This is a genomic window from Rahnella sp. P4_A8, assembly GCF_056402435.1.
Genome location: NZ_JBFUHK010000008.1, coordinates 132,604 through 144,601 on the forward strand (window position 1 = coordinate 132,604; position 11,998 = coordinate 144,601).

Genomic DNA, 11,998 nt, shown 5'->3' on the forward strand with positions numbered 1-11,998 from the left:
CGGGCAAGGAGAGAGGTAACCGCGAGTGAATAACGCAAGCGCATCTGTGAATGGGACCGGGCGGATTGAATTGAAAGATGCTGCGGCGATAACAGAGCAAGTATTAAAGGATATTCAGGCGATGCAAAGTGCGAAGAATATCTATACCACCGATGTTCAGTTGCAGATGTTAACGTCACACGTTAAAGCCATGGTATTACGCTCAATTACCGGCGAGCCGTTGCCTGAAGTCGAAAAAGATTTATTTGATGAAATCTCTGCTGAGTCCATGCAAATGGCAGAGGACGTGGTCAGCTGGTTTGGAAACTTACCGATTGAGGAAGCGTATTTACTCTCGGTACATTTCGAAGTCGCAAGAGATAACGAACCTAAATAACCTTTTACTGAAAATTTAACGAATTAATTATCCGGAGATGTGAATGATGGGACAAGTATTAGTGGTGATCGGTGACCGTTTAGGAAAAGGCCAGAAAGTGGCAGCCGGCGTGGAAGCGGCTGGCGGGAAAGCCATCGTTGTCCCGGGTATGGCAGCAGATATGAAACTCGGTGACGTGATGAAAGCAGAAGGTGCGACCTTTGGTATTTCTTTCTGCGGCAGTGGCGGTGCCGGTGCGATTACCGCTCAAAACAAATACGGATATAAAGCTAAGTACGGGATGCGTTCAGTGGATGAAGGTGTCACGGCAATTAACGAAGGCTGTTTAGTATTAGGGTTCGGATTTATGGATAAAGAAGAACTGGGTCAGCGTCTGGTTGAAGCTTATAACAAGAAGTATGGTCAGGCGTAATGAAGCAACAATTAACCACGACAGTTCGGGTTGAAGGAAAGGGCGAAAATAAGGCTGCCGCCTTTTCTTCCGCACTGAGTCAGGTTCAGAGAACGGTTCTCAAATCGTCTGCCAATAATGTCTTACTGCGTATAGAACCGCAGGACGTCAGGATAATAAAGGCAGAAGAGTCAGTCAAAAGAGAAAAGTTTCTGTTCTTTTTTCTGGCCAGGGAAAGAAAGAGTTATTACGTGGCGTTAGACATTACCGTCAACCTGACTGTTATTAATACGGAACAGGTAGTTTTTGTCACGAAATAAAAACGTTAGCTATAAATGACAAGGATATACTGATGTTTTTAATTATTTTATTTAAGTCGCTTATTATCGGCGGACTGGTTGGCGTGGGCGTAGGTGCGGGGGCCGCACGTATGTTCCATGCACCCACCGTGCAAGGAATGGGGGCTTTTCGTACGCTTGGGGAATTAAACTCCTGTGAAGGCGATCCGGCTTCGCATTTCTCATTTGGTCTGGGCTTCTTCTTTAACGCCTGGGCTTCTTCCGTGGCGGCAGGTTCTTTCACCCAGGACGTTGACCACCGCATCATTCCCCACTGGGCAACCGCTGCCCTGATGTTTAAAAACCGCAATGTGGCTGAAACCATGCATGACCCGCGCAAGATGGCGATTGCAGGCGGCATCATCGGCATGATTGTGGTCGCCTTCCTCAACACTACTGCGTCTGCGGTGCCTGCGGCGTTGCAGGTCACGGCAATCAAAGTGCTGGTGCCTGCGGCCAACCTGTTGGTGAACACCGTGATGCCGGTGATTTTCTGGCTGGCGGCGATCGATGCAGGACGTCGTTCCGGTTTCTGGGCCACTATTTTTGGTGGTCTGGCGCAGATGATCATGGGTAACGCCGTACCGGGTCTGGTGCTGGGTATCCTGATCGGTAAAGGCGTCGAAGAAAGCGGCTGGAACCACGTCACCAAAGTGATGATGGCGGCGATTATCGCGCTGTTCGTCCTCAGCGGTTTCTTCCGTGGCTTCGACGTCAAACTGTTGCAGTCATTCATGCTGGACGTCCCGACATGGCTGAACGGCATTCACAATTCACTCAGCGGCAAGTAAGAGGAACATGACAATGGAAGAACAAGCCAAACGTGGTTTCTGGTACGCCGAGTGGTCGTTCCCGATTTTTGTCGGACTGCTGTCTTCCGGTGTTTTCGCCGGGACACACATGTATTACCTGTACGGCATCGGTGCGTTTAACGAAGTGGCGTTTGTATCAATGCTGCGTTCCGGCATGGATACCGGCGTGTACGGCGCAGTGGCGGCCTTCGGTGCCAGCTTTCTGTTTGCCCGCATCATCGAAGGTTCGCTGGTCGGTATTCTCGATATCGGTGGTGCGATCCAGACCGGTATCGGCCTGGGCGTCCCGGCACTGTTGCTCGGCGCGGGGATTATCTTCCCGGTGGCGAACTTCGCGGCCTCGCTGGTAACCGGCCTGATCCTCGGGTTAGCCGTCGGTTACATCATCATTCTGGCACGTAAATTCACCATCAATCAGAGCAATTCTACCTACGGCGCTGACGTGATGATGGGTGCGGGTAATGCCTCCGGCCGCTTCCTCGGGCCGTTGATTATCCTGTCAGCGATGGCGGCATCGATTCCTATCGGTCTGGGCTCGCTGATTGGCGCACTGGGTTTCTATCTGTGGCAAAAACCGATTACCGGTGGTGCCATTCTCGGCGCAATGGTGCTGGGCGCTGTCTTCCCGGTTTCACTGTAAGAACGCAGTAGTACAGAAGAAAAGCTGCAGTAAACGGGCGTCAGGAACACTCCTGACGCCCGAGATTATGGAGAACGTCGTATGTATGACTTAATCATCCGGCAGGCATTACGCGCAGACGGCAGCCTGACTGATATTGCAATCCGCGACGGCAAATTCGCCGCCATTGGCACGTTGCCCTGCGGTGCCACCGCCCGCCAGACTCTCGATCTTCAGGGCAAGGTTTACGCCAGCGCGGGATGGATCGACTCCCATGTTCACTGTTACCCCAAATCGCCGATTTATCATGACGAAGCCGATCTGATTGGTGTGGCCTGCGGTGTCACCACCGTGGCCGATGCGGGCAGTACCGGCGCGAATGATGTCGACGATTTCTATCAGATTACCCGTGAGGCGAAAACCAACGTCTACGCGTTTCTCAATATCGCCCGCACCGGCATTGTCACGCAGAACGAACTGGCGGATATGACCCAGATCGACAAGGTCGGCGTGCGTGACGCCATCGCGCGAAATCCCGGTTTTATCATTGGCATCAAAGCGCGCATGAGCAGCAGTGTGGTCGGCCAGAACGGCATTAAGCCACTGGTGCGCGCCAAAGAAATTCAGCAGGAAAACGATGACCTGCCCCTGATGGTGCATATCGGTAATAACCCGCCGAACCTCGACGAAATCGCAGATTTACTGACCTCGGGCGACATCATTACCCACTGCTATAACGGCAAGCCGAACCGTATTCTCTCGCCGGAAGGCGTGCTGCGTGATTCCGTTAAGCGGGCGCTCAGCCGTGGCGTGCTGCTGGATGTCGGTCACGGCACCGCGAGTTTCAGCTTTGAAGTGGCAGAGCTGGCCATTAAGCAGGGCATTTTGCCGCACACCATCAGTTCCGATATTTATTGCCGCAATCGCCTCAACGGGCCGGTGCACAGCCTGGCGACGGTGATGTCGAAATTCTTCAGCGTCGGCCTGACATTGCCGCAGGTGATTGATTGCGTTACATCGCATGCCGCTGATGCGCTGCGTCTTCCTGCCAAAGGTCGTCTGCAAATCGGTGCCGACGCCGATCTGACCCTGTTCGAACTCCGTCAGGCGCCGCAGGTGTTTATCGATTCCGAAGGACAGTCCGTGAAAGGCGAAAGTTTGCTGGTGCCTCTGGCCGCTGTGGTCGCGGGCGTCACTCTGTTAACCGAAGAAGGGAAATCTGCTCATGTCTTCTGAACAATCGCTGTATGAAAAGTACCAGTTAAAACAAGTCATTAATGCTTCCGGTCGTATGACAGCGCTGGGCGTTTCCACGCCGCGTGAAGAAGTCGCAGCAGTGGTGAATACCGGTCTGAATCATTACTTTGAGATGAAAGATCTGGTGAACAAAACCGGCGCTTACATCGCGAAACTGCTAAACGTCGAAAACGCGGTGGTGGTTTCCTGCGCTTCTGCCGGGATCGCGCAATCTGTGGCGGCGGTGATCGTCAAAGATGACGCCTGGCTGCTGGAAAACCTGCACGCCGCGCCACTGGAAATCCCGCACGATATCGTTCTGCCAAAAGGCCATAACGTGAATTTCGGTGCACCGGTCGCGACGATGGTGACGATGGGCGGTGGCAAGGTGGTAGAAGCCGGTTATGCCAACGAATGTTCTGCCGCACAACTCGCGGCCTGCATCACCCCGCGTACCGCTGCAATCATGTACATAAAATCGCACCACTCAGTGCAGAAAAGCATTTTGTCGGTTGCGGAAGCCGCTGAAGTGGCGCGTAAGCACAATGTGCCGCTGATCGTCGATGCCGCCGCGGAAGAAGATCTGACCTGTTATTACGAGATGGGTGCGGATCTGGTGATTTACAGTGGCGCGAAGGCCATCGAAGGGCCGACCAGCGGGCTGGTGCTCGGCAAAAAACAGTATGTCGAATGGGTAAAACTGCAATCGGGCGGGATTGGTCGTGCGATGAAAGTCGGCAAAGAAGGCATTCTTGGCCTGACGCAGGCTATCGAAAGCTATCTCACCTTGCCGAAAACCACCGGGCAGGAAATGGTCGACAAGATGACGCCATTTATCGCCAGCCTGAATGAAATCAGCGGTGTTACCGGACGCGTGGTCTGGGACAGCGCCGGACGTGATATCGCCCGTACGGAAATCACTTTCGATGAAGCGGTACTGGGCTGGAAAACCAAAGCCATTGTGGACGCCATGAAAAACGGCGATATCGCGATTTATTTCCGTGGCTACCGCGCCAACGAAGGCAAGATCGAAGTCGATGTGCGCAGCGTGACGCCGCCGCAGCTCACCATCGTCGCACAACGTTTTAAACAACTTTTCAGCGGAGACAAAGCATGAAGCTGACCCCAAATTTCTATCGTGACCGCGTGTGCCTGAATGTGCTGGCGGGCTCGAAAGACAATGCCCGTGATATCTATGAAGCGGCAGAAGGTCATGTACTGGTCGGTGTGCTTTCCAAAAATTATCCAGACGTCGCGAGTGCGGTGGCGGACATGAAAGAGTATGCCGCATTGATTGAAAACGCGTTGTCTGTCGGTTTAGGCGCGGGCGATCCGCGTCAGTCTCTGATGGTCAGCCAGATTTCAGCGCAGGTTCAGCCGCAGCACGTCAATCAGGTCTTTACCGGCGTCGGTACCAGCCGTGGAATGCTTGGGCAAAACGACAGCGTGGTCAACGGTCTGATTTCACCCACCGGTAAACCCGGCTTTGTGAAGATCAATACCGGACCGCTGAGTTCTGCTTCTGCGGACGCCATCGTGCCGGTGGAAACCGCCATTGCGCTGCTGAAAGATATGGGCGGCAGCTCGGTGAAATATTTCCCGATGGGTGGCCTGAAAACCCGTGATGAATTCGCTGCCGTGGCCCGTGCCTGTGCGGAACAGGATTTCTGGCTGGAACCGACCGGCGGTATCGATTTAGAAAACTTCGAGCCGATTATGGAAATCGCGCTGGCGGCGGGCGTCACTAAAATCATCCCGCATATCTACAGCTCGATTATCGACAGCGCCACCGGTAACACCCGTCCTGACGATGTGAAAACCCTGCTGGCCAGCGTCAAAAAGCTGGTGGGCTGAAGGTTCTGACCTTTCCTGCGCGGTAAGCCGTCCGGGCACACTGATGTTGTTACCGGATGGCAAATATATTTACGCAATCAATCAACGAAGCGATAACATCACCTGATTCAAGGTATTTGCCGAAAACGGCAAACCGCGTTTATCGATGACTCTGTGGCGGTCGGCAGTTCGTCGTAAAGGGTGATCGCGCCGTAGCCGGAATAATATGGAAGAACAATGGTGAGATTTCCCAATCAACGTCTGGCGCAACTGTTTGATGCGCTGCAAACCGAAACGCTGCCTCAGGATGAACTGGCAAAACGCCTGTCGGTGTCGACGCGGACGGTCCGTGCGGATATCACTGCGCTTAATGAAATCATCGCGGACTATGGCGCGACCTTCGTACACAACCGTGGCAGCGGGTATCAGCTGCGCGTTGATGATCAGAGCCTGTTCTCGTCGTTACAGCAGTCGACACAACGTAAACCGAATCCGACGCCGCGTACGGCCGCAGAGCGGGTGAAGACGCTGCTGATCCGCTTTTTGACCTCAGCTTTTTCATTAAAGCTGGAAGATCTGGCTGATGAATGGTTTGTCAGCCGGGGAACCCTGCAAAATGATATGGCTGAGGTAAGGGAGCATCTGGCCCGCTATCATCTGAATATTGAAACCAAGCCGCGCTACGGCATGAAGCTGTTTGGTGCGGAGCTGGCAATCCGCGCCTGCCTGACCGACTTGTTGTTCCAGCTCGATGCCGAAGAACAGGCCAATCCGCTGCTGAAGGCGGAAAGCCTGGAGTCGGAAGCGCTGGTGCCGCTGACGCGCTTTATGCATCAGCTTCTGACGCAGTCTTCTATTCAACTGACCGACGAAGGTGAACAATATCTGATTCTCTATTGCGCGGTGGCCATTAAACGCATTGCCGGCGGTTATCCGCTGACTGATTTTGATGCTGAAGACGGTGACCCGGCGGTCAAACACGTTTCTGTGCGGCTGGCTGCGGAGCTGAAAAGTCTGGTGGGCAAGGAAATTCCGGCCTCTGAAGAAGCTTATCTGCGGGTGAATATCGCCGCGCGTCGCGTGCAGCAAATCCTGCCAACGGACATTAATGCTGACGATGACGAATCGCTGGTCGATTACATCCTGTCGTATATCAATTCGCACTATAGTTATGATTTACAAGGTGATAAACAGCTGCGCGCTGATCTGCTGACGCATATCAAAACCATGATTACGCGGGTGAAATACCAGATTAATATCCCCAACCCGCTGCTGAACAACATCAAACAGCATTACCCGATGGCGTATGACGTCACGCTGGCGGCGGTGTCGAGCTGGGGGAAATACACGCCGTACACCCTGAGTGAAAACGAGATTGGGTTTCTTGTGCTGCATATCGGCGTCGGGCTGGAGCGGCATTACAACATCGGTTATCAGCGACATCCGCAGGTGATGCTGGTATGCGACACCGGCAATTCGACCATCCGTATGATTCAGGCGCAGATTAGCCGCAAATATCCGCAGCTGGTGATGAAACAGGTGGTGACGTTGCGGGATTACGAACAACTGGAACACATCGACGAAGATTTCATCATCTCCAACGCCCGCATCAGCGAGAAGAATAAACCGGTGGTGGTGCTGTCGCCATTCCCGACCGAATACCAGATGGAGCAGCTTGGCAAGCTGGTACTGGTTGATCGCACCCGGCCTTATATGCTGGAAAAATTCTTCGACGAAAAACACTTCATGATCATCGATGAACCGATGACGCAGGCGGAGTTATTCCGCCATGTGTGCTCTCAGCTGGAAGCCGAAGGCTACGTCGATCAGGCGTTTTATCCGTCGGTGGTTGAGCGCGAGGAAATTGTCTCGACCATGCTGGGGGAAGGGATTGCGCTGCCGCACTCGCTGGGGCTGCTGGCGAAGAAAACCGTGGTGATAACGTTGCTCTCTCCGCAGGGCATTGCGTGGGGAGAAGGGGAGACAGCACACGTGATTTTCCTGCTGGCAATCAGCAAGGCAGATTATGAAGAGGCGATGGCGATTTACGATTTGTTCGTGACGTTTGTGCGGGAACGCTCAATGAGCCGTCTGCTGAGCAGCGAAAACTTTGAGAGTTTCAAGGCCATTGCAATCGACTGTTTAAGCCGCATTTAATACGGCTCAAAGAGTGCGTTAATTATCAGTCTTCATCAAAACCTGAATTAATCAGATTTACCACTGCCGTCAATGCCTGTTCTTCATCGGGGCCGGTGGCTTCGATTTCGATTTTCTGACCTTTCGGGGAATCGAGCATCAGCAGCGCGATGACACTGCTGGCTTCCGCTTCAATGCCCGTGTCGTTGCGCAGCATCACTTCTGATTCAAAGCTCTGCACCAGTTCAAACAACTTCATTGCCGGGCGGGCATGCATACCCAACCGGTTTTTGATTTCTACCGTTTGTTTCACCGTCATGATTTGCGTTTTTCCAGCGTGCGATGGCGGGATTGCACATTTTTCCCGCGGGAACGGAAATAGTCGGCCAGTTGCTCTGCGATATAGACCGAACGGTGTTTACCGCCGGTACAGCCAATGGCGACGGTCAGATAGCTGCGGTTGTTCGTTTCCAGCATCGGCAGCCATTGTTCGAGGTAGCTGCGGGTCTGGTAAATAAAGTTGTGCACTTCAGTATGACGGTCAAGGAACGCCGCGACCGGCTTATCAAGGCCTGTCATCGGACGCAGTTTCGGATCCCAGTGCGGGTTTGGCAGAAAACGCACATCGAAAACATAATCCGCATCAATCGGAATGCCGTGTTTGAAACCGAAGGATTCGAACACCATCGTCAGTTCGCGCTCGCGTTTACCCAGCAGACGGGTACGCAGCATTTCTGCCAGTTCATGCACGGACATTTCGGAGGTGTCGATGATCAAATCCGCAGACGAACGCAGTGGTTCGAGCAGATCGGCTTCTTCATCAATGGCACTTTCGAGGGACAGATTTTTGCTGGAAAGCGGGTGCAGACGACGGGTGTCGCTGTAGCGGCGGATCAGAGTATTGCGGTCGGCATCAAGGAATAACAACTGCGGTGAGAAGCTCTCCGGCAGTTGTGACATCGCATACTCATAAACTTCCGGTGTTTCCGGCATGTTACGGACGTCAATGCTGACGGCCGCTGATGTATTACGTTCAACAAGGGTCTGGGCAAGCTGCGGCAATAACACCACCGGCAGGTTGTCCACACAGTAAAAACCCATGTCTTCTAGTGCCCGTAGGGCAACCGACTTCCCGGAACCGGAACGGCCGCTGACAATCATCAGCACCATGGTGTCACTCCCCTGGCATTCAGTGTGCAGAATTCATTTTCCCGGCACTGTACCGGGAATCAGCAATTTATTCGTTTTCAGTCATTATCTGGAACAGTTCTTCGTCACTTTGCGCGCCACGCAGACGGCGACACACTGTTTTATCAGCTAATTTCTTAGCGACTAAAGATAATGTATGTAAATGGGTTTTACATTGATCTGCCGGTACCAGCAAGGCAAAAAGCAAATCTACCGGCTGATTATCGATGGCGTCAAAAGCAATCGGTTGTTCAAGCTGAATGAATACGCCGACGGCACGTAAAGTGTCTTCTTCCAGCTTACCGTGCGGGATGGCGATCCCGGCACCGATCCCGGTGCTCCCCATACGTTCACGTGTCAAAATGGCGTCGAAAATCACCTGCGGCGACAAATTTAATTGTTTGGCGGCCAACTCACTGATGATTTCCAGTGCGCGTTTTTTGCTGGCGCAATGAACGCCGCTTTTGGTGCATTCGGCATTAAGCACCGACGTTAATTGCATTGCAGTATCGTTAATCATGTCATCTTTCACTTTTGCGCTGTTTCACCCTTAAAGCTATATCGGCTCGTTTCCCGAAGGTCACAAGCCGATGCCCGAAGGTTTGTAGCACAGGGTTGGCTACATGAATGTCAGTGCTGTTTCAGTTTGTCTTTATGTTTATTCAACTGTCGGGCCAGTTTATCAACCAGTCCGTCAATCGCTGCGTACATATCCTGATGTTCCGAGGTGGCATGTAATTCGCCTCCGTTCACATGCAAAGTGGCTTCCGCTACTTTCTGCACCTTTTCCACGCTCAACACCACATACACCTGATTAATCCTGTCGAAATACTGCTCAAGCTTAGCCAGCTTCGACGTGATGAACTCTCTCAGGGGATCCGTGATCTCAATGTGATGTCCGGTAATGTTGAGCTGCATAATGTCTTCCTTCTCTGTTGAGGTCAAACTAACTGTTTACGTTGGTTTGAGGGCGGGATGGACAAAGACTCTCGGTATTTGGCGACAGTCCGACGCGCAACCATAATTCCCTGATCGGAAAGCAGGGTCGCTAACTTACTGTCACTGAGCGGTTTTACAGGATTCTCCGCTGCGATTAATTTCTTCACCAGCGCCCGGATCGCGGTTGACGATGCCTCGCCACCGCTGTCTGTACTGACATGGCTGGAGAAGAAATACTTCAGTTCGAAAATGCCACGCGGGCTGTGCAGGAACTTCTGCGTCGTCACACGTGAAATCGTCGATTCGTGCATTTCCACGGCACTGGCAATATCTGCCAGCACCATAGGTTTCATAAATTCTTCACCCAGTTCAAAGAACGCCTGCTGCTGCTCAACGATGCAGCGCGTCACTTTCAACAGCGTGTCGTTACGGCTTTCCAGGCTTTTGATTAACCACTTGGCTTCCTGCAGATTGCTGCGGATAAATTGCCCGTCGCTGTCGCTGCGTGCGGAATTCCCCATCGCGGCGTACTGCTGGTTAATCTTCAGACGCGGAATGCTGTCGGAATTGAGTTCTACCGCCCAGACACCTGACACTTTACGCACCAGCACATCCGGGATCACGTATTCGGATTCGCCGGTGTTGATAGACTGGCCCGGACGCGGATCAAGAGACTGGATCAGGAGCATCGCTCCTTTCAGTGTATCTTCTTTTAACCGGGTTGATCGCATAAGTGCGCGGAAATCATGGTTCGCCAGCAAATCGAGATGTTCGCTGATGATAAGACGGGCTTCAGTGATGAAAGGCGTGTCAGTCGCATATTGAGAAAGCTGGATCAGCAGGCAGTCGCGCAGGTCACGGGCGGCCACACCCACCGGATCAAAACGCTGAACGCGCTTAAGTACGGCTTCGACTTCGTCCATGGTGACATTTTCATCACCGACGCTTTCGAGAATGTCGTCAAGGGAGACGGTCAGGTAACCGGTGTCATCCACTGCATCGACGATTGACGTGGCAATCGCGGCATCGGTATCAGAGAACGGCGTCAGCTCGACCTGCCACATCAGGTAATCCTGAAGTGTCTGYGTGGTTTCGCCCTGGTAAATCGGTAGCTCATCGTCGCTGTAATCATTGCCGGTGCCTGACGGCGTGCCTGCGGTGTAAATCTCATCCCAGGTGGCGTCCAGCGGCAACTCTTCCGGCATGTCTTTCTGCTCGAGTGCCTCGCGGGTGTCTAACCCTTCGCTGTCGGTGGTTTCTACCGAGTCGATTTCTTCATGAAGGTCGGTTTGTTCCAACAGAGGGTTGCTCTCCAGCGCGAGTTGGATCTCCTGCTGGAGCTCAAGCGTGGATAGTTGCAACAAGCGGATGGCCTGTTGTAACTGAGGAGTCATTGCCAGTTGTTGGCTGAGTCTGAGTTGCAAACCTTGCTTCATATCTTGGCTTAATTCCGTTGATGAGTGAAAACGGCAACACTTCTGTCAGAGACGGCCTGTTTCAGTGTAGGTTGAAACAGGCACGGTTCCGGCGGCACAGATCACAGACGGAATTCTTCACCAAGATAAACACGTTTAACTTGTTCATCAGCAAGAATGTCGGCTGGCGTGCCGTGGGCGATCAATTTCCCCTGACTGACGATATACGCGCGTTCACAAACGTCGAGTGTTTCGCGAACGTTATGGTCAGTGATCAGTACGCCGAGGCCGCTGTCACGTAAATGCTCAATGATTTTTTTGATGTCGATAACGGAAATCGGGTCAACCCCGGCGAACGGTTCATCCAGCAGGATGAATTTAGGGTTCGCTGCCAGTGCACGGGCAATTTCAACACGACGGCGTTCACCACCAGACAGTGACTGACCGAGGTTATCGCGCAAATGAGAAATATGGAACTCTTCCATTAATTCATTAGCGCGGTCATTACGCTGTTCTTTGGTCAGATCGTCACGGATCTGCAGCACCGCCATCAGGTTATCAAATACGCTCAGACGACGGAAAATGGAGGCTTCCTGCGGAAGATAGCCAATACCGCGACGGGCGCGGGTATGCAGCGGCAGCAGGCTGATGTCTTCATCATCAACGATAATGCGGCCCGCATCGCGCTGGACGATGCCCACGACCATGTAAAAGG

15 protein-coding genes are annotated in these 11,998 nt (G+C 52.9%); 9 read left to right on the forward strand and 6 right to left on the reverse strand.

Annotation, left to right across the window (positions count from 1 at the left end; all coding sequences use genetic code 11):
* Positions 1-25: 25 nt before the first annotated feature.
* The 9 genes from AC1DUO_RS06910 to AC1DUO_RS06950 all read left to right on the forward strand — a co-directional run bounded on the left by AC1DUO_RS06910 (position 26) and on the right by AC1DUO_RS06950 (position 7,762).
* Positions 26-376, forward strand: a complete 351-nt coding sequence (locus tag AC1DUO_RS06910; RefSeq protein ID WP_112151049.1) for a PRD domain-containing protein — start codon at positions 26-28, stop codon at positions 374-376.
* Between the two features lie 46 nt (positions 377-422).
* Positions 423-788, forward strand: coding sequence for an SFCGS family glycine-rich protein (locus AC1DUO_RS06915; protein WP_013577270.1), 366 nt, complete (start codon positions 423-425; stop codon positions 786-788).
* The gene (locus AC1DUO_RS06920) at positions 788-1,087 is read left to right on the forward strand and encodes a DUF4312 family protein (RefSeq protein WP_037035025.1); all 300 of its coding nucleotides are present in this window, start codon (positions 788-790) and stop codon (positions 1,085-1,087) included. The genes AC1DUO_RS06915 and AC1DUO_RS06920 overlap by 1 nt, the downstream gene beginning before the upstream one ends.
* 32 nt (positions 1,088-1,119) lie before the next feature.
* Positions 1,120-1,896, forward strand: coding sequence for a DUF4311 domain-containing protein (locus tag AC1DUO_RS06925; protein ID WP_037035026.1), 777 nt, complete (start codon positions 1,120-1,122; stop codon positions 1,894-1,896).
* 13 nt (positions 1,897-1,909) lie between these two features.
* Positions 1,910-2,557: a DUF4310 family protein gene (locus AC1DUO_RS06930; protein ID WP_119262142.1), complete on the forward strand. Its 648-nt coding sequence runs from the start codon at positions 1,910-1,912 to the stop codon at positions 2,555-2,557.
* An 81-nt stretch (positions 2,558-2,638) separates the two neighbouring features.
* Positions 2,639-3,772 (forward strand): amidohydrolase/deacetylase family metallohydrolase, encoded by a 1,134-nt coding sequence (locus AC1DUO_RS06935; RefSeq protein ID WP_119262141.1) that lies wholly within the window; start codon positions 2,639-2,641, stop codon positions 3,770-3,772.
* On the forward strand, positions 3,762-4,889 hold the full coding sequence (locus tag AC1DUO_RS06940; protein WP_013577265.1) for a DgaE family pyridoxal phosphate-dependent ammonia lyase: 1,128 nt from the start codon (positions 3,762-3,764) through the stop codon (positions 4,887-4,889). The genes AC1DUO_RS06935 and AC1DUO_RS06940 overlap by 11 nt, the downstream gene beginning before the upstream one ends.
* A complete protein-coding gene (gene dagF / locus AC1DUO_RS06945; protein ID WP_119262140.1) occupies positions 4,886-5,626 on the forward strand; it encodes a 2-dehydro-3-deoxy-phosphogluconate aldolase in 741 nt (246 codons plus the stop codon). The genes AC1DUO_RS06940 and dagF overlap by 4 nt, the downstream gene beginning before the upstream one ends.
* A gap of 216 nt (positions 5,627-5,842) precedes the next feature.
* Positions 5,843-7,762, forward strand: coding sequence for a BglG family transcription antiterminator (locus AC1DUO_RS06950; protein ID WP_013577263.1), 1,920 nt, complete (start codon positions 5,843-5,845; stop codon positions 7,760-7,762).
* 25 nt (positions 7,763-7,787) lie between these two features.
* On the opposite strand, the gene npr is transcribed toward AC1DUO_RS06950, so the two are convergent.
* The 6 genes from npr to lptB all read right to left on the reverse strand — a co-directional run.
* Positions 7,788-8,060: a PTS phosphocarrier protein NPr gene (npr, locus tag AC1DUO_RS06955; RefSeq protein ID WP_013577262.1), complete on the reverse strand. Its 273-nt coding sequence runs from the start codon at positions 8,058-8,060 to the stop codon at positions 7,788-7,790.
* Entirely contained in the window at positions 8,057-8,911 is an 855-nt protein-coding gene (gene rapZ, locus AC1DUO_RS06960; RefSeq protein WP_013577261.1) for an RNase adapter RapZ, read from the reverse strand. Before rapZ ends, npr begins: the two co-directional genes overlap by 4 nt.
* A 67-nt stretch (positions 8,912-8,978) precedes the next feature.
* A complete protein-coding gene (gene ptsN, locus AC1DUO_RS06965) occupies positions 8,979-9,461 on the reverse strand; it encodes a PTS IIA-like nitrogen regulatory protein PtsN (RefSeq protein ID WP_173362074.1) in 483 nt (160 codons plus the stop codon).
* Between the two features lie 98 nt (positions 9,462-9,559).
* Positions 9,560-9,847, reverse strand: coding sequence for a ribosome hibernation promoting factor (hpf, locus tag AC1DUO_RS06970; RefSeq protein ID WP_013577259.1), 288 nt, complete (start codon positions 9,845-9,847; stop codon positions 9,560-9,562).
* Between the two features lie 23 nt (positions 9,848-9,870).
* On the reverse strand, positions 9,871-11,304 hold the full coding sequence (rpoN, locus tag AC1DUO_RS06975) for an RNA polymerase factor sigma-54 (protein WP_013577258.1): 1,434 nt from the start codon (positions 11,302-11,304) through the stop codon (positions 9,871-9,873).
* 101 nt (positions 11,305-11,405) lie between these two features.
* Positions 11,406-11,998, reverse strand: a 593-nt coding sequence (gene lptB, locus AC1DUO_RS06980; RefSeq protein ID WP_477986875.1) for an LPS export ABC transporter ATP-binding protein, incomplete at its 5' end; no start/stop codon positions are given.